Source organism: Eleftheria terrae (assembly GCF_030419005.1).
GTDB lineage: Bacteria > Pseudomonadota > Gammaproteobacteria > Burkholderiales > Burkholderiaceae_C > Caldimonas > Caldimonas terrae.
In genome coordinates this window covers 83103-100544 of sequence record NZ_CP106952.1, presented here as the reverse complement: position 1 = coordinate 100544, position 17442 = coordinate 83103, and the positions used below count along the sequence as shown (strand labels likewise).

17 protein-coding genes are annotated in these 17442 nt (G+C 68.7%); 10 read left to right on the top strand and 7 right to left on the bottom strand.

Annotated elements, in window-relative coordinates; all coding sequences use genetic code 11:
- Complete coding sequence (locus tag N7L95_RS24795; protein ID WP_301260298.1) at positions 1 to 1050, top strand: NAD-dependent epimerase/dehydratase family protein; 1050 nt, start codon at positions 1 to 3, stop codon at positions 1048 to 1050.
- Between the two features lie 28 nt (positions 1051 to 1078).
- Positions 1079 to 2248, top strand: coding sequence for a glycosyltransferase family 4 protein (locus N7L95_RS24790; RefSeq protein WP_301260297.1), 1170 nt, complete (start codon positions 1079 to 1081; stop codon positions 2246 to 2248).
- Between the two features lie 19 nt (positions 2249 to 2267).
- Here the strand turns inward: N7L95_RS24790 and N7L95_RS24785 are convergent, their stop codons facing one another.
- Complete coding sequence (locus tag N7L95_RS24785; RefSeq protein WP_301260296.1) at positions 2268 to 3413, bottom strand: glycosyltransferase family 4 protein; 1146 nt, start codon at positions 3411 to 3413, stop codon at positions 2268 to 2270.
- Between the two features lie 318 nt (positions 3414 to 3731).
- On the opposite strand from N7L95_RS24785, the gene N7L95_RS24780 reads away from it, so the two are divergent.
- The 4 genes from N7L95_RS24780 to ahpF all read left to right on the top strand — a co-directional run bounded on the left by N7L95_RS24780 (position 3732) and on the right by ahpF (position 9344).
- Positions 3732 to 4100, top strand: coding sequence for a VOC family protein (locus tag N7L95_RS24780; protein WP_301260295.1), 369 nt, complete (start codon positions 3732 to 3734; stop codon positions 4098 to 4100).
- Between the two features lie 493 nt (positions 4101 to 4593).
- Complete coding sequence (locus tag N7L95_RS24775; RefSeq protein WP_301260294.1) at positions 4594 to 6549, top strand: hypothetical protein; 1956 nt, start codon at positions 4594 to 4596, stop codon at positions 6547 to 6549.
- Between the two features lie 549 nt (positions 6550 to 7098).
- Entirely contained in the window at positions 7099 to 7662 is a 564-nt protein-coding gene (gene ahpC / locus N7L95_RS24770) for an alkyl hydroperoxide reductase subunit C (RefSeq protein WP_301260293.1), read from the top strand.
- 119 nt (positions 7663 to 7781) lie between these two features.
- Positions 7782 to 9344: an alkyl hydroperoxide reductase subunit F gene (ahpF, locus tag N7L95_RS24765; RefSeq protein WP_301260292.1), complete on the top strand. Its 1563-nt coding sequence runs from the start codon at positions 7782 to 7784 to the stop codon at positions 9342 to 9344.
- Positions 9345 to 9426: 82 nt separating this feature from the next.
- Here the strand turns inward: ahpF and N7L95_RS24760 are convergent, their stop codons facing one another.
- A complete protein-coding gene (locus N7L95_RS24760) occupies positions 9427 to 9882 on the bottom strand; it encodes a GNAT family N-acetyltransferase (protein ID WP_301260291.1) in 456 nt (151 codons plus the stop codon).
- A gap of 287 nt (positions 9883 to 10169) precedes the next feature.
- Between N7L95_RS24760 and N7L95_RS24755 the strand changes: the two genes are divergently transcribed.
- Both N7L95_RS24755 and N7L95_RS24750 read left to right on the top strand, forming a co-directional pair.
- Positions 10170 to 10628, top strand: a complete 459-nt coding sequence (locus tag N7L95_RS24755) for an Rrf2 family transcriptional regulator (protein ID WP_301260290.1) — start codon at positions 10170 to 10172, stop codon at positions 10626 to 10628.
- Positions 10629 to 10725: 97 nt separating this feature from the next.
- Positions 10726 to 11619, top strand: coding sequence for an NAD(P)/FAD-dependent oxidoreductase (locus tag N7L95_RS24750; protein WP_301260289.1), 894 nt, complete (start codon positions 10726 to 10728; stop codon positions 11617 to 11619).
- A gap of 280 nt (positions 11620 to 11899) precedes the next feature.
- On the opposite strand, the gene N7L95_RS24745 is transcribed toward N7L95_RS24750, so the two are convergent.
- Positions 11900 to 12451, bottom strand: coding sequence for a hypothetical protein (locus tag N7L95_RS24745; RefSeq protein WP_301260288.1), 552 nt, complete (start codon positions 12449 to 12451; stop codon positions 11900 to 11902).
- A gap of 131 nt (positions 12452 to 12582) precedes the next feature.
- Complete coding sequence (locus N7L95_RS24740; RefSeq protein ID WP_301260287.1) at positions 12583 to 13401, bottom strand: aminotransferase class IV family protein; 819 nt, start codon at positions 13399 to 13401, stop codon at positions 12583 to 12585.
- Positions 13402 to 13559: 158 nt separating this feature from the next.
- Here N7L95_RS24740 and N7L95_RS24735 point away from each other — a divergent pair, with 158 nt between their 5' ends.
- The gene (locus N7L95_RS24735; RefSeq protein WP_301260285.1) at positions 13560 to 14558 is read left to right on the top strand and encodes a LysR substrate-binding domain-containing protein; all 999 of its coding nucleotides are present in this window, start codon (positions 13560 to 13562) and stop codon (positions 14556 to 14558) included.
- 189 nt (positions 14559 to 14747) lie between these two features.
- Here N7L95_RS24735 and N7L95_RS24730 read toward each other — a convergent pair whose 3' ends face one another.
- From N7L95_RS24730 to N7L95_RS24720, 3 genes are all read right to left on the bottom strand, one after another.
- On the bottom strand, positions 14748 to 14876 hold the full coding sequence (locus tag N7L95_RS24730; protein ID WP_301260284.1) for a hypothetical protein: 129 nt from the start codon (positions 14874 to 14876) through the stop codon (positions 14748 to 14750).
- A gap of 338 nt (positions 14877 to 15214) precedes the next feature.
- Positions 15215 to 16408, bottom strand: coding sequence for a glycosyltransferase family 4 protein (locus tag N7L95_RS24725; protein ID WP_301260283.1), 1194 nt, complete (start codon positions 16406 to 16408; stop codon positions 15215 to 15217).
- Positions 16409 to 16557: 149 nt separating this feature from the next.
- Positions 16558 to 16866 carry a hypothetical protein gene (locus N7L95_RS24720; protein WP_301260282.1) on the bottom strand — a complete coding sequence of 103 codons (309 nt, stop codon included), beginning with the start codon at positions 16864 to 16866 and terminating at the stop codon, positions 16558 to 16560.
- Positions 16867 to 17250: 384 nt separating this feature from the next.
- On the opposite strand from N7L95_RS24720, the gene N7L95_RS24715 reads away from it, so the two are divergent.
- Complete coding sequence (locus N7L95_RS24715) at positions 17251 to 17421, top strand: hypothetical protein (protein WP_301260281.1); 171 nt, start codon at positions 17251 to 17253, stop codon at positions 17419 to 17421.
- The last annotated feature ends 21 nt before the right edge of the window (positions 17422 to 17442 follow it).

Below are 17442 nucleotides of genomic sequence, written 5' to 3'. Positions count from 1 at the left end.
ATGGGGGTGCTGGTCACCGGCGGCAGCGGCTTTGTCGGGCAACACCTGCTGCGAGCCTTGATGCAGCGGGGTCGCACGGTGCGTTCCCTGTGCCGCGCGCCGGTGCCTGAGGCGCCGGCGGTGGCCGGCGCCGTCCAGCAGGTGGCGGGTGACCTCAACGATGCTGCCTCGCTAACGGTGGCCCTTGCCGGGGCCACCACGGTGTACCACGCGGCGGCCGTCGTGCCGGGCCGCGGCAGCGGCGACTCCATGTGGGAGACCAATGTCGCCGGTACGCAGCGAGTGGCACAGGCTTGCGTGCGCGCCGGTGTGCGCCGGCTGGTGCTGGTCAGCTCGGTGGCGGTGTATCGGCCGCCGCTGGACGGGGTGGTCTGCGAATCGGCGCCGAGCGGCGGCATCGAACCCTACGGGCGGAGCAAGTCGGAGGCCGAGAACGCCGCCCTGAGGGCCTGCGGCGACCGGGTGGAGTTGGTCATCCTGCGGCCCTGCCAGGTCTATGGTCCGATGGACCGCAGCGGCTACACCGCACGCCTGCTGCGGCTGGCAGCGTCGCCGGTGCTGCCGGTGGCGGGGGGCGCCGCGCGGGGCTTCAGCCTGCTCCATGTCTGCGACCTGGCCGATGCGCTCTGTGCGGCCGGCGAAGCGGAGGGCGTGGCGGGCATGCTCTTCAACATCGCGCCTCGCACGAGGACGTCCTTGCTCCAGCTGGCCGATGTCCATGCTGCCTGGGCGGGGCGGCGCAGGGGCCTGGCGCTTGCGCTGCCACCGGCGGCGCTTCGTGCCGCGCTCTCACTGCGCTGGATGGCCGGGCACCTGCGGCAGGGCAACGGCTTCGCCTTCAAGTCCTACGCCCCGGGGCACACGCATGGGTCGCTGCTGCTCGGGGGGCCGCTCTATGACAGCCAACGGGCAGCGGTCCACCTGCGTTTTCGCGCCAGCATGACCCCCGAGCAGGCCTGGCCGCACTTGATGGCCGGCGCCGGCGGGCCGCCGCAGGCTGCCGCATCGCACGCCAGGGGCTGGGCGGCCGGTGGGCGAGGACGACGGTGATCTCCGGCAGCTCATCGGTCGGCTCGCGATGAAGCGCATTCTGGTCGTCCAGAACCACTGCGTCGGCTTCGGCGGTGACGACGTGGTGGTGGCCAACGAGTCGGCCATGCTGGTAGCGCATGGCCACGAGGTCTCGCTCTGGGCCATGCGCAATGACGAAGCACAGGGCCTTGGTGGCCAGATCCAGACGGCATGGCGGCTGACCCACAACCCGCATGCCCACGAGCAGCTGGCAAAGCACATCGCCCGGTTCCGGCCGGACGTCGTTCATTGCCACAACCTGTTCCCGCGCGTCACGCTCGCGGCGTATGAGGCGGCGGCGCAGGCGCGCGTTCCGGTGGTACAGACGCTGCACGACTTCCGCTCGGTCTGTTGCGCCAACGGCTTCCTCTACCGGCAGGGGCAGACCTGCGACCGCTGCGTCACCGGCTCCACCTATTGGGGCGCCTGGCATCGCTGCTACCGCGGGTCCTGGCTGGGATCGCTGCTGGTGGCCCGGTCGCTCGATGTGCATCGGCGGGCAGGGACACACCGCCGGCGGGTGCACCGGTTCATCGCGCTGTCGGAGTCGTCCCGCCAGCGCTTCATCGAAGCCGGCCTGCCGCGCGAACGCCTGGTGGTGAAGCCCAACTTCATCGCGGACCCTGGATCGCCGCCGCCAGCGCAGGCACGGGATGGCGCCTTGTTCGTCGGCCGCCTGAGCCCGGAGAAGGGCCTCGTGACCTTGGCCGAAGCGTGGAAGCACCTCTCGCATCCCCTGCAGGTGCTGGGAGCCGGGCCGCTGGAGCCGGCCCTGCGTGCCGTCTCGACACCCTGGATGGAGCTGCGGGGCCACTGTGGCGCCGCTGAAGTGACCCAAGCGATGCGGCAGTCGCGCATTCTCGTGATGCCCTCGGAATGCCTGGAAGGGTTCCCCCTGGTGATCGTGGAGGCGTTCGCGAACGGCCTGCCGGTCATCGCCAGCCGGCTGGGGGCCATGGCCGAGATCATCGACGACGGCGTCACCGGCCTGTTGTTCTCCCCCGGCCGTGCCGACGAGCTGGCGGCCCGGGTGGCCTGGGCCATGGCGCATCCACAGGAGATGGCGCAGATGGGACGGGCCGCACGGCACCGCTACCGGGAGCGCTACGGCGCCGAGGCCAACTATCGGCAGCTGTTGCAGATTTACGAAGAAGCGGTCGCCGCTGCCGCGACCTGATGTCCCGAGGGCGGCCGCCTCAGGGCCGGGCCAGGCAGTCCCGGATGCCCTGCGCGAACCGCCCGGCCATGTCCTCGATCGAGTGGTGCCGTGCGGACTCGAGCGCGGCGCGGCTCAGCTCGCGCCGTTGCGCCTCGCACCGGAGGAGCCGCAGCACGGCGTTGGCATAGGCGCGAGGCTCCGGCACGGTCATCCAGCCGTTGATGCCGTGGCGCAGGTAGTCGATCTCCGGGCTGTGCCCGGGGAGGTCGGTGGTCAGCAAGGGCAGGCCGGCAGCACAGGCGTCCAGGATGCCCAGGCCGACCAGTCCCGGGCACAGCGCGAGCTGGGCCAGTCGGAAGGCCCGCGCCTTGTCCTGCCCGAACAAGGCGCCGAGAGCATGCACCCTGGTGTCGCGCGCTGCCTCCCGCTCGACGGTCGCGCGGCAGGCACCGTCGCCGATCACCAGCAGCTGGAAGTCGGGACACTCTCGGTGAATCAGCCGCAGGGCCTCGAAGAGGAAGTCGAGCCGCTTTTCGCGGTGCAGCCCGCCGCAGAACAGGGCCACCGGTGCGCCCGCGGGGATCTTCCGTCGGCGGCGGAATTCGCTCAGCTCCTCGGCTCCGACCGCTGCAAGCAGGGCACGGAAGCCGGCGACATCGACGCTGTTGTTCAGCACGGTGATGCGCTCGTCCACCGCGCCGTTCATCAGCAGGTAGTCCCGTGTGCCGGCGGTGTAGGCGAACCACCAGTCAGCGCGCCGCATCATGCGACGGCTCACGGCTTCCTTCAGCGAGCGGTCGGCCGCTCGCTCGCGCGTGTGGTAGACCCAGAAGCCGAGGCGCGGCGGCCGTTGCCGGCCCTTCAGCCAGAAGAGGTAGTTCGGCAGGTAGCCGGCGGCGTTGGGGAAGATCGCCAGGTCTGCCTGCAGCAGGCGGCTGACAACCGGCTGGTAGAGCAGGCGCTCGGTCAGCCGCAGGTTGTTCACCTTCAGGCCCACCGGCGGCGGCAGGTCGACCAGGTCCTGCTTGGCGGCTTGTTCCCGGTTGGGGTTGCCGTGGACCACCGTCAGCTCGATGCCGACTTGCGCGAGCTGCGCGTGCAGCAGTTCGAAGAGCCGCAGCCGGTAGTGCGGGACCACCTCCTGGACCACCATTACCCGGACGCGGGAGCCAGCAAGCACCATGGAACTCCAAGTTGCGGGGCATTGTAGGTGGCCGGTCGCATGAAGGGCCCGGCGCAGCAGCGGCCTTGGCGGACTTCCCGCACGGCGTAAGGGCCCGGCGCCCGAGGTGCCGCCTCTGCTACAGTGCCGACGTCGAAAAAGGCAGGGTCGGTTCCGGTAAGCCCGACCCCTCCTCGAGCCGCCCCGCGGCGCGGGGAGCTCTGTTCCACAGCGCCTGTGAGAACCCACGACGATCCCGACACGCTGGTGTCCCGGGCTCGTCCGTGTGCGTTCTCGTGCTGGTGCACCGGCGAGCCCATCCATTCCTGGAGGCTTTCGATGCACATCAATCACCTGCACCTGTGCAGCACCGACGTCCCGGCAACGGCCGCGTTCCTGTGCGAGCACTTCGGTTTCTCCTTGCTGGCCGCAAGGGCCACCCGCGCCTTTGCCGCGCTCGAGGATGACAGCGGCCTGAGCCTGGTGCTGATGCCCCTGCCGCCGGGCGAGGCCCATCCGCAGATGTTCCACCTGGGCTTTCTCCTGGACCATGAAGCGGAGGTGATCGCCCAGCATGCGCGCCTCGTGCAATCAGGTGCCTACCTTGCGCCGCTGGAGCGCAGCCGCGGCGCGCTGCGCTTCTATTGCCGGGCACCGGGCGGCCTGCTGATCGAAGTCGGGCAGGCCGGGCCGGGGTCGGGCGGCTGATCCTTCCAGGGCTGGGTGGCCGGCGCCTGCCCGGGTGCGGCGGCGGCCATCCGCCGCGGTTCGGCCGAAGGAGGCAGCGGCGCTGGCCGATGCCGGCTACGCTGCCTGCCAACCCACTGCGTGGTGCGCGGGCCGCTCGCTGAGTGCTGCCACCTTGCCCTCCTGAAGCCGGTCACTCGCGCTGCGCTCCGAGCACGGCGCCACTCTACCGGGTTGCCCCGGGTCAGGGATACCGTGTTGAGGGGACACGCAGCCTTGCTGCAGAGGGCAACGGTCCGATTCACATCTTCACCACCTCGGCAAACGCCGGACTCTCGCACGCTCGGCGGGGTGCCTGATGTCCCACGTCCGCGGGACATCGCGGATGGGGAATCGCGCCTATGTTGATGCCATCGGTCCACCACGGCCTGTCCGCGGCGGGCCGATGGCGCGCCGCCGGGCCCTGGCCCGGGATGCGCGCTGCACGCAGTTCCAACCACTTCAGGGAGTTCCCATGCGTCGCCGCGACCAAGACACCACCGACCCGACCGACCCGGACGATCGCCCGCCGGTGATCCACGTGCCGTCCCCCCCGGCCCCCGTGCCGCCGTCTCCTCCACCCCCCACGGTGGCGCACGGGGACGTCATGTGGGCCGAACAGTACCTGCCACCCGGAGCGTCGCTCACCTCGGCCAACGGGCGCTACTCGCTGGCCTACGAGAGCGATGGCCACCTGGTGCTGTACAAGCACTATCCCTACCACGGGCGCAAGGGCCTGTGGGACCCGCTGCGGCCCTTGTCCATCATCCCGCGCATTCCGGTCTCGGCCGGACGCTGCTTCATGCAGGGCGACGGCAACCTGGTCGTCTCCGGCGCCGACGGCAGCCATGTCTGGGACAGCGCCACCGGTGCACCCGGCAGCCGCCTGGTCTTGCAGGACGACGGCAACCTGGTGCTCTACCGGCCGGACGGCGTCGCCGTGTGGGCATCCAACACGGTGCAAGGGCCGCTGCCCCCCACCGGCCGCACGCCGCAGGGAGACACCCTGCGTCCGGAGGATGCCTTGCACCCGGACGGCGCCATCACCTCGGCCGATGGCCGGTTCTCGCTGGTGTTCCAGGGTGACGGCAACCTCGTGCTGTACCGCAACCGGATCGGCCAGGACCGCACCGCCCTGTGGTCGTCCGGCACGCACGGCAAGGCGGCCGAGGTGTGCCTGATGCAGGGCGACGGCAACCTGGTGATCTATGGACCCGATGGCGAGCCCGTCTGGGACAGCGCCACCCATGGGCATCCCGGTGCCCGCCTGGTTCTGCAGAACGACGGCAACCTGGTCCTCTACGATGGTGATGCCGCCGTATGGGCCACCGACACGCCGCGGCTGGAGTACTTCCGCAAGTGGGAAGGCAACGATGGCTGGCTCTCGGTGACGCTGCGGCCCGACGGCAGCGTGCGCTTCCAGGGGCATGAGCACGGGGAAGGGCAGTCGGTCGACTTCCGCATCGTCGCCCACCTTACTTATGGCGACACCTACCAGGGCGGGCAGACCGTGCTGGCCTTGCCCAAGTCTGGCCACCTCGGCGCCAAGATCCTGAGCAGCAGCCCGCGCGACGTGAAGTGGGACGAGACGACACACAGCGAGGACGTGCGCCGCGACTTCGAGGAGATCGAGCGCGCGGCCCGCTTCGACGTGGCGCATGAGCGCGACGGACGCATCACCGGCCTGTTGGAGGACGCTTTCGACACGATGGTGAAGTGGACCATCGGCACCGTGCTGTTCTCGACCGGCATCGGCAAGGTGGTGTTCCTCGTCACGCAGCTCGTCGCCTGGCCCCTCACCGGCTCATTCTCCTCCGGCCTGCGCATGATCGGCGGCTACCTCTGGCTGGCCGGGCCCAACGGCACGCTCTATGCGTTGCTGGCCGATGGCCTCGCCCGGCTGGGCGAGCGGCAGCGCTTGCTGACCTCGGCGGACGATCCGGACCGAGCAGGCCAACCGGGCGAGTACGAGTGGGCACAGGCCATCTTCAAGGGGACCTTGCCGGCCCGCGACCGGATGGTGGTCACCGACACCACCGGCGGCCGCGGGGCGAAGTTCGTGTTCCCGGGGCCCGGAGGGAAGATCTACATCAACCTGACCGACAAGTGGTTCGAAAGGAACACGTTGATGGACCAGAAGCCAGCATTGTTGGTGCACGAACTGGTGCATGCCTGGCAGATCGAGCACAACGCCTCGAACGGCGCATGGCTGATGGACGCACTGTGGACCCAGACCATCCATGGCACCGGTGGCTATGAGATCAACCTCGAGGAGCTGCGACCCTGGGGTGACTACAACCTGGAGCAGCAGGCCGAAATCGTCGAGAAATGGTATGTCGGCACCCTGGCGGACGCGTTGCCGGAGGACAAGGCGACGAGCGATCGCCTGCTGCCTTACATGCTGGAGCACATCTGGGTCGGCCGCGCCTAGTGCCGTGTCGGCATGCCGAGGGCTCCGCAAGGAGCGGCGGCATGCCGGTGCGGCAATGGATCGCAACCGCCGCGGCCCGGTGCGGACCGACCGAGGCAAAGGCAATGAGGCGGCCGGCGCGCGAGGTGTGCTGACCGGCGCTGCTCCCGTGCAGCTTGCGCCGCAGCGCCGGGCAGGCTCGCCGCAGCCAGCCGCAAAGCCGCCGCTGGGACGCTCCCCGGTGTGTTAGGGTGATCCGGCACCGCGGTGTGCCGGCCGCGCCGGCGTTCCAGACACAGGGACGGTCCTGAGGCGCAGGCCCGGGCGACCGGCCGAATCGGCCACCGAAGCGGCACACCCCACGCGCTGCCGCCACGGACGCGGCACTGACCGCTGATCCACCCCCTGCCGGCCGCGCCGGCGCGGCGCAAGGACGTGAATGCCACCGAATGGCGATCGCGCTCATAGCCCCCGTCAATGGCGGCATTTGGAAACTATGAAAGACAAGCCGCTTATAGCTTTGTACCATACAGTCTTCCGATCCCAACCAACCCAATCCCAGGAGTAGCGATGTCTCTGATCAACACCCAACTGCAGCCGTTCAAGGCCACCGCATTCCACAACGGCAAGTTCGTCGACGTCAGCAACGATTCGGTGAAGGGCAAGTGGTCCGTGTTCATCTTCATGCCGGCCGCCTTCACCTTCAATTGCCCCACTGAAGTGGAAGACGCGGCCGAGAACTATGCCGAGTTCCAGAAGCTGGGCGCCGAGGTCTACATCGTGACCACCGACACGCACTTCGCCCACAAGGTGTGGCACGAGACCTCGCCGGCTGTCGGCAAGGCCAAGTTCCCGCTGATCGGCGACCCGACCCACCAACTGACCCGCGCCTTTGGCGTGCACATCGATGAAGAAGGCCTGGCCCTGCGCGGCACCTTCGTTGTGAACCCCGACGGCGTCATCAAGACCCTGGAAATCCACGACAACGCGATTGCCCGCGATGTGAAGGAAACGCTGCGCAAGCTGAAGGCAGCCCAGTACGTCGCGAAGAACCCGGGCCAGGTGTGCCCCGCCAAGTGGCAGGAAGGCGCCGCGACGCTGACCCCCTCGCTGGATCTGGTCGGCAAGATCTGAGGTCCGACGGCACTCGGTGCCGTTTGTTGAACTCCGGCCGTCGACCAGACGGCACCGGCCGCCCGCCTCGGGCGAGGCGCGCGGCCTTTCTTTTTCCGAATTCCTGAGAGGTGTATTCCATGCTCGACGACAGCCTGAAAACCCAGTTGAAGTCCTACCTGGAGCGCGTGACCCAGCCGATCGAGATCGTGGCGGCGCTGGACGACACGCCCGCCTCCCAGGAAATGCAGGGCCTGCTGAACGACATCGTGTCCCTGTCGGACAAGATCTCGCTCAAGCTCGACGACGCGAACCGCACCGATGTGCGCCGTCCCTCCTTCAGCCTGCAGCGCGTCGGCACGTCAATGGACCTGCGCTTCGCCGCCATTCCGATGGGCCATGAGTTCACCTCGCTGGTGCTGGCCCTGCTGCAGGTGGGCGGCCATCCGCCCAAGATCGAAGAGGAGCTGATCGCCCAGGTGAAGAACCTGCAGGGCGAGTTCCGCTTCGAGGTCTTCATGTCGCTGACCTGCCACAACTGCCCGGACGTGGTGCAGGCGCTCAACCTGATGGCGGTGCTGAACCCGAACGTGCATGTCGTGACCATCGATGGCGCGCTGTTTCGTGACGAGGTGGAGCGCCGCGAGATCCTGGCCGTGCCGATGATCTTCCTGAATGGCCAGCAGTTCGGCCAGGGCCGCATGGACCTCGAGGAGATCGTCTCCAAGCTGGATACCAACCGGGCAGCGCGCGATGCCGAGTTGCTGTCGGCCAAGGCGCCCTACGACGTGCTGATCGTCGGCGGCGGGCCGGCCGGTGCGGCCGCCGCCGTCTATGCGGCGCGCAAGGGCATCCGCACCGGCGTGGTGGCCGAGCGTTTCGGTGGCCAGGTGATGGACACCCTGGGCATCGAGAACTACATCTCGGTGCTGGCCACCGACGGGCCCAAGTTCGCGCAGGCGCTCGAGTCGCACGCCCGGGCCTATGGCGTGGAGATCATGAACCTGCAGCGTGGCGAGAAGCTCATCCCGCCGTCCCAGCCAGGCGAGCCGGTACAGGTGCAGCTGGCCAATGGTGGGGTGGTGCGCGGCCGCACCGTGATCCTGTCGACCGGTGCCCGCTGGCGCAACGTCAACGTGCCGGGTGAGCAGGAGTACCGCAACAAGGGCGTCGCCTACTGCCCGCACTGCGATGGCCCGCTGTTCAAGGGCAAGCGGGTGGCCGTGATCGGCGGGGGCAACTCCGGCGTCGAGGCCGCGATCGACCTGGCTGGCATTGTCGAGCATGTCACCCTCATCGAGTTCGCCGACCAGCTGAAGGCGGACGCGGTGCTGGTGAAGAAGCTGCACAGCCTGCCGAACGTCACCGTGCACACCAATGCCCAGACCACCGAGATCAATGGCGACGGCAGCAAGGTCACCGGGCTGACCTTCAAGGACCGTGTGAGCGAGGAGCTGCGCCAAGTGCCGTTGGCCGGCGTGTTCGTGCAGATCGGCCTGGTGCCCAACACCGAATGGCTGAAGGGCACCGTGGAGCTGTCCCGCTTTGGCGAGATCGTGGTGGATGCCAAGGGCCACACCTCGGTGCCCGGCGTCTTCGCTGCTGGTGACGCCACCACGGTGCCGTACAAGCAGATCGTCATCGCCGCCGGCGACGGCGCGAAGGCGGCCCTCAGCGCCTTCGACCACCTGATCCGCGGCTGACGCTCGGTGCGCGGCCCAGGCAGCGCACCGGAGCACTGCCCGGCGCGCGGGCGGGGCACCACCGGCACCGCGCCCGGTGTCCTCAGGCACCGCCGGCCGGCTCCGTGCGAGCCGCCGGCAAGCGCTTGACGAAGTGGTAGCGCACGATGCCGCCCGGAAAGCCGGCCTGCTCGTGCGCCAGCTCATACCCCAACCGCTGGTACATGGCCGGGCTCTGGAAGCTGAAGGTGTCAAGGTAGGCGTGGCGGCAACCGCAGCCCGCCGCTGCCGCCTCGAAGGCCAGCACCAGCTGGCGGCCGAGGCCCTGACGGCGGAAACGCTCCGCCACCCACAGCTGCTGCAACTCCACACAAGCGCCCCAGCGGCGGCCCACCGCGCCGCCCACCACGCCTTCTCTCTCCGAGCGCGCGAAGCAGGACAACGGTCGAACGTCGTGCAGCGGCGCGACAGCAACGTTGTGGTCGCCCAGGCCACGGTCGACGGCGGCTGCTGCGTCCGCTTCGTCGTCCAGGTGCGTGGTGACGGTGATGGGGCTCATGGGTCAGCGCCTGAAGGTGCCGGGAGGTGAGGGCAGCATATCAGTGGCCGATGGCCTTGCTCCAATGGCCGGCAGGCGCGCTGCGGCCCCGCTCCGCACCGCGATGGGCAGGGGCGGTTCGCCTTCTGCCACGCCGATGCTTCAGCAGTGAGTGTCTGCCTCGGGATGCAGGAGATGCGTGCCGGACCCAGGGGCACACCGGCCTGCCGGCCTTGCGGCACCCTGGCTCGGTGTCGTCCCCTGCCCGCTGGCGCCCAAGCGCCGCCGGGTGTGCGACAGTACGCCCTATGCGCCCAGACAGCCGCCTTTCGCGAATGCTGCATGTCCTGCTGCACATGAGCAGGCAGGACCAGCCCTACACCTCAGAACAAATCGCTGCCATGCTGAACACCAATGCCGCGGTGGTCCGCCGGACCATGGCTGGCCTTCGGCGGGCAGGTTATGTGCATTCGGAGAAGGGGCACGGCGGGGGATGGACGCTCGCCTGCGAGCTGGAGCGGGTGACGCTGCTGGACATCCACACTGCCCTTGGCGGCCCGAAGATCTTTGCCATCGGCACCGGCGATGACAACCCGTCATGTGCCGTCGAACAGGTGGTCAATGCAGCGCTGAAGGACGCCTTGCAGACCGCGGAGGCCCTGCTGATCCAGCGCCTCGGCTCGGTCTCACTGGCGTCGCTTGCGCGCGATTTCGACGGGCGCTGCCGGCAGGGTCGCCACCAGGCCACAGCCGGACACCACGACTGAAACCCCCCCCTACGGCAAGGCAGAAGCCGACCGCTGCGCTTCGTCGGCCTATCATGTAGCATATGAAGTTGCATGAAGCGAAGAAGGAGTGGAACCGATGAACTACGACGTGATCGTTGTGGGTGGCAGCTATGCCGGCCTGTCGGCCGCGCTGCCGCTGGCACGGGCCCGGCGCCGGGTGCTGATGATCGATGCCGGCGTGCGGCGCAACCGGTTTGCCGCCACCAGCCATGGCTTCCTGACGCAGGACGGAAGCGATCCTGCGGCGGTGGCGGCGCAAGGGCGGGCGCAGCTGATGGAGTACCCCAGCGTCGACTGGCTCAGCGGCGTCGCCGAGCAGGCGCGGCCGGCAGAGGGCGGCTTTGTCGTATCAGTCCAGGGCGGCGGCTCGCATTTCGGCCGGCAACTGATCCTTGCCGGCGGCGTCCGGGACCACCTGCCCGATCTTCCCGGGCTGGCCGAGCGGTGGGGCCGGCATGTGTTTCACTGCCCCTATTGCCATGGCTATGAGCTGAACCAGGCGCCCCTCGGCGTGCTGGCGACATCGGAGGTGTCGCTGCACCAGGCCTTGATGCTGCCCGACTGGGGACCCACCACCTTCTTCCTGAACGACGCCTTCGAACCGGATGCAGAGCAGCGGGCGAGCCTGCATGCGCGGGGGGTCACCGTCGAGCCGGGTCGCGTCGATAGCCTGGAAGGGGCGGGGGGAGTGGAAGTCGTGATGCAGAACGGTCGCCGGTTGGCGCTGGCAGGCCTGTTCGTCGCTCCGCGCAGCAGCCTCAGCAGCCCGCTGGCGAGCCAGCTGGGCTGTGAACTGGAGGACGGGCCGCTCGGCAGCTTCATCAAGACCGATGCCATCAAGGCCACCACCGTTGCCGGCGTCTTCGCCTGCGGCGACGCGGCGAGGATGGCCGGCTCGGTGAGCCTGGCGGTCGGCGACGGCGCCATTGCCGGCGTTGCCGTGCATCGCGCCTTGATGGGCCTGGCCTGACCCGGCCCTGCCCGTTGCTGCCGGTGCGCCTGCCTGCCCGCCGCCGTGGCGCTCGAGCGGTGGCTGCCGGCCCTCGGTGTCCCTGCGGCGGCCAGGTCGCTCAAGGAGGTCGAGGCGTCGGCGCCCGCTCATCGGTGAACCACTGGCCGGCACGCGCCCGCCTGGCGCCGCTGTGGCCCGTCCCGTGCAGCAGGCCGGTGTGGCCCGGGTTGGTCGTCTCCGCGCCGGACCGCTTGCGCGGGCCGGGTGGCGCGCAAGCGGCGGCAGCACCGCATCCGGCCTATTGCTCGTCCTCGGGTTGCAGGGGCGAGCAGGTCCAATCGAGCGAGGCCAGCAGCTCCACCGCCTGTGCATCGCATTCTTTGCGGTAGTGATGGCGGTGGGGCACGGGAAGCGCGCACTCGCCCGGCTGAAACCCCAGCCTTCGAAGCTCGGCGACAAATCGCTCGACCGGGCCATAGCCGAACAGCTGGTTGTGCCGATCCCAGACGAGGGTCGCCTGGTCTGCGGGCGAATGCGCCCAGAGGTCGAAGCGCGCATCCTGCGACAGCAGTCCACCGAATCGACGGATGAACTCCTGCACCTGTTGCAGCGAGAGTTGCGTGCTTTGATAGCGACCTGCCGGCGCTTCGCCCCGGGGCGTGTGCAACACATAGAGCAGGAAGCAGGGCGGCTCGAGCGACATCACCAGGCGCTCGAACACCTGTGGATCTCCAGCGGGGATGCCGGCGACCAGCGCCTGCCCGCCGGCATCGGTGCTCCATGTTCGATAGACGGGCGGGAACGAGTGCGCGACCCATTCACCGCCGGATAGCTGCGACAGTTTGTGCATGACCTTCCGGTGCAGGGATGAACCCGGGAGAAGCAGAGGCGCCATTCCGGCACGCCGTGCCGGGCGTGCGTGCATCGGTGCTGCGCCTCTGGGGTGCGCGCATTGTGCGCGCGTTCTTCACTGCGGCGCGCTCATGGCGCGCCGAAGGCCTCGGCCTGGTAGGCCTGGTGAAGCAACTCGATGAAGGCCGGCGCGTGGGGCAGGGCCGTGTTGCCGATCCGGTGGACAGCGACGGCGGGTGTCCAGGAGTTCATCACCACCGCCCCGCGCAGCGCGGGCAGATCGGCCAGCGTGATCTCCTGCTCGCGCTGCGGTACCTCCAGACGCTGCAGTTGCCGGCGCAGGATGCCCATCGTGACGCCCTGCAGCATCTCGGCTCGAGGCCACACCACGGCATGGCCGTCCCAGAAGGCGAGGTTCCAGATCGACGCTTCGCTCAGCCGGCCACGACGGTCGAGAAACGCGGCATCGTCGAAGCCCTGCGCCACTGCCTGCCGGAGGTAGTGGGTCTTGGCGATCTCACCCACATGCTTGATGCCGGGAAGGACTCTTTCGTACTCCACGGCGCACAGCGACAGCGGGCCGGCCGGGCCCGATGCGGCCGGCGTGGTGCGGATCAGGATGTCGAGCGCCTCGTCCATCCGGCCTGCGGTGAATTCACCGGACGGCGAGTAGACCGTGGCCACCAGCGAGTGGTCCGGTGGGCTGGCCTGCAGGGCCGACCGCAGGCAAGCCCTGACAGGGTCGTCTGCCAGAGAGCGGCCATACAGCAGGATGGATGAAGAGCGGAGTCGCTCGAGATGGAGGTCGAGGCCGCGGACGCGGCCGTGCCGCACCTGCATGGCGGTGAAGTGCGCATGACCCGCGAAGGCCAGCGGTGCCAGGTCCGCCGCTGCGGCGGCCCGGCCGTTACGGTGCACGACGAAGGAAGGTAAGCTGTTCGAGGACATTCATCCGCTCCGATGGATCGGTCGACAGACCGACAGTGACAGTGACCGCCACACGGCCGCGCGGCCTGCAGCGCTGGTGCGGCGGGATGATGTCGCGTCCAAGCCGTCATGAAAATCGAGAAGTTTTCAAGGCAGCGTCAACCCAGCTTTGAAGATCCATGTCACGAACCTTTCCCGGTACGCGCGCCCTCCGGACATTCGAGGCCGCCGCGCGGCACCTGAACTTCACCCGTGCGGCAGAGGAAGTCGGCCTGACGCCGGCCGCGGTCAGCTACCAGATCAAGGAGATGGAGGACCAGTTGGGCCTCGTGCTCTTCACGCGAAGCAGTCGCGCCATCCAGCTCACGCCCGCGGGCGCGGTGCTGTCGGAGGCGGCTGCCGGTGCCCTGGGCAGCCTGCAGGAGGCAGTCAGCCGCGCGCGTCGCATGGTGCGCGGTTCAGCGCATCTGCGCCTGTCCACCAGCGCCAGGATCGCGAGCAACTGGTTGCTGCCCAGATGGCCGCGCTTCAAGGCCTTGCATCCACAGCTGGAGCTGAGCTTCGACATCACCGACCAGCTTCGCGAGTTCGGCACCGACGACATCGACCTGGCCATTCGCTTCGGCACCGGCCAGTACGACGGGCTGCGGGCCCACCGGCTGTTCGAGACCATCGTGGCCCCGGTCTGCAGTCCCCGGCTGCTGGCGGGCGGTCCGCCGCTGCAGGCGCCGGCAGACCTGCTCAGCCACACCCTGTGCCACGTGGACTGGAAGACCGACGGCATGGTGTGGCCGAACTGGCCCATGTGGATGGCAGCGGCCGGCGTCGACGACTTCGATGACAGCCGGTGCATTGCGTTCGACGACTCCAGCCATGTGGTGCAGGCCGTGATCGAAGGGGGTGCCGTTGGCCTGGTGGATCTGGCGATGATCGCCACTGATGTGTCAGAGGGACGGCTGGTGCGCTTGTTCGATGTCGCGGTCGGCGTGGCCCAGGACTATGCCTATCACCTCGTGTACCCCGCGGAGGCTGGTGATCGTCCTGCGGTGTCGGCCTTCAGGGCGTGGGTGCTTGATGAAGCGCGCCGGTCGAATGCCGAGCTCGGTGTGTCGCCCCGGCCGGTGGATGCCGGCCAGGGGCATCGGCCATCGGCCGCTCCCAGCGCTGCCGGGGATTAAGAGCGGCTAACAAAACTCTTCTGGCGTCGTTGCGCCGCCTTGCCGTACCGGTCGTACTGTCTGCGGCGGCGCGCCTAGCCAGAACCGCTGCGCTGAGTTTTGTTAGCCGCTCTAAGGGCGAAGGCCGGGGCAGCGAGGCCGGCCGACGCTGCAGTGGCCGGTGCCACCGGCAGGCCCGCAGGCAGGCTCTCACTTGCCGCCGTTGCGGCGCTGGCGGCGGGCCAGCTCGGCATGGTCGATGGCGGCCTCCAGGCTGAGGAAACGCTGGTGCTCATGACGATAGGTGCCGTCGAGGAAGTCGACATTCATGTCGCTCATCAGGTCCCTTTGCAATCCTGTCGGCTGCAGCACCGCGACCGTGGCCGCCAAGGGGCGGTAGGCGGAACACAGGTCCTCGGCGCGCTGTCTTGCGATGACGGCCCCTGGTATTGGCCGGGTCCGCGCGGCAAGACGCGGCGCGGGCAGCCGGTCGGCGGGGGCGATGGTGCCTGTGGTTCCAGTCCGAGGAGGGGGTACCGGGCCCGGTCCCGTTCGCGATTCATTCATGGTGTGGTCCCTTCATGCTGTTGGCTCAATCCCTGCTGAGGGCAGTCTGCCAGCCGGCGGCAGCGCCGTCGGTGGGGCGGCGCACAGTCGGTGCAGGTGCCGGAGGGACATCAGCCAGGCGGCGGCCAGGCGGGGTCCAGGGGCGTGGCTTGCGGCTCATCCGGACGCTTCACGAGCGCCAGGCGGCTGCGCGCCCGCCTGTCTGCCGCTGGGGCAGAGCGAGCCACCGAAGCCGCCAGCGTGCCGCGCGATGTGCCTGCCGTGTCGTGGCTGGTGCCGCGGTCGGCGGCGAGCCGGCGGTAGACCTTGCCATACTCGTCGGCCATGATCGACGACAGGTAGCGCCGCTCGAAGACCCTTCGACAGGCGCTGCGGTCGATGCTTTGCACCCGCCGTGCCGCATCGATGGCCTGCTCCTGGTTGCTGACGACAAATCCGGTCAAGCCGTGCTCCATGACCTCCGGCACCGATCCACAGGCGTAGGCGATGACGGGAACGCCGCAGGCCATGGCCTCGACCATGACGAGGCCGAAGGGCTCCGGCCAGTCGATGGGGAACAACAGCGCGCGTGCATTGCCGATGAAATCGTTCTTCTGCACTTCGTCAATTTCATCGACGAAGTGCACCAGCGGATGGCGCATCAGCGCCCGGATCTCGGTGTCGAAATACGCTTGATCGCAGGGGTCGATCTTGGCCGCCACCCACAGCGGGGTGTTGCACGCCACGGCGATTTCAATCGCCCGGTCCAGGCGCTTCTCCGGCGAGATGCGGCCGACGAAGGCAAAGTAGTCCTGACCAAGCGGATGGAAGTCGTACAGCTTTTGGGGCAGTCCATGATGGATGGTGGCCATCCAGTTGGCGTCGGGAAGGCTGGCGCGCTGGGCACCCGAGATGGCGACCACCGGATGCTCGGTGAAGTGGTCATGCAAGACCGCGACGTCCGCAGCGTCGAGCCGGCCGTGCAGGGTGGTCAGGCACGGGGTGGCACAGCGCCGGGCCATCGCGTAGTGGGTGCAATCGACGTGAAAATGAATCACATCGAAATCGCTCGCCCGGCGGCTGACCTTGTCCAGCATGATGGTGTGCCAGACCGCCGGATTGCAGACCTCGGGGGAAGTGCGCAGGCCCTGCCGGGTGATGGGGACGAGGTCGGCCGAGGTGATGGAGTCGCCGCTGGCGAACAGCGTGACCTCATGGCCCTGGTCGACCAGCGCCTCCGTCAGATAGGACACCACGCGCTCGGTGCCGCCATACCCCTGCGGGGGCACGCTCTCGGCCAACGGCGCGACTTGCGCAATTCTCATGGCTTCACCTGTTCGGAGTTTGCCGGCGGTTCAGCGCGCGGCCGTGCAAGGTCGCGGCGTGAAACGCGCCGCGCTGGCTTGCACATGGTGGCAGGGCGCGCCCGCACCGTGCGCGGGCAGGTGAGGAGCGCGCCGCAGGAACCGGCCCGTCAGGCCCGGGAGACCAGCACGCCAAAGGCCACGCCGACCGCCGCCGACGCCAGCAGGGCGCCCCACGGGTAGGTGCGGATGTAGCTGTCCACATTCTGTGCCGCCGTCCTGACACCGGAGGACACCGAGTCTTCCCAGCGGTGGAACGCGGGGGCGCTCGCATGCTGCGGATCGTTCGTGTCGTTGGTGTGGGACTCGGTGGCGGCGTCGAGGCCGAACCGGGTGTCGGTGCCCGGCGGCCTGAGCGTGGCTTGCGTCGCGCTCAATCCATCTTCAAAGGCCTGGGAAGGCTTCAGCGGGTCGTTCATGTGATGGCTCCAAAGTGAAGGAATGGCGGGCAGGGGATGTCACACGATGGCCGTGCTTTGTCTGTTTCTGCTGGCGCCACGAACATTTGCATCTTCGTGCTGCGGCGGCTGCACGTATGTACGGTGGCGCACATTCCATGCAGGTGCCTGATGGGCCACGAAGCCGGCGCGGCCGTGGACGTGAGCTGCTGCGCGACACGGTGCAGCGCGCCCGGGTGCGGTCCGTCACAGCGCATGCTGGCCACCGCGCCGTTCTTGCCTCCGGGGCCTGCCGCGTGCGTCAGGGCGCCCCTGCGATGCAACGGGCCGCACGTGCGGCTCCGCACAGACGCCGCGGGACGGCGCTGCGATGCTTGAGGCCTTCATCTGGCTTCAGGAGCCGTCATGCCACTTCAGAACGAGATCGCCGCTGTCAAGGACAGGATCGCCAAGGCCCACTCGGCCTGCAGCGCCTGGCGTTTTGCCTGCAACCCGGAGAAGTACGCAGAGAGCATGCGCCTCGTCGAGAGGCTGGAGCGGCAACTCGACCAGCTTCACAGCTTCAGGAAGCACTGAAGCTCAACCCCGTTGCCAGCC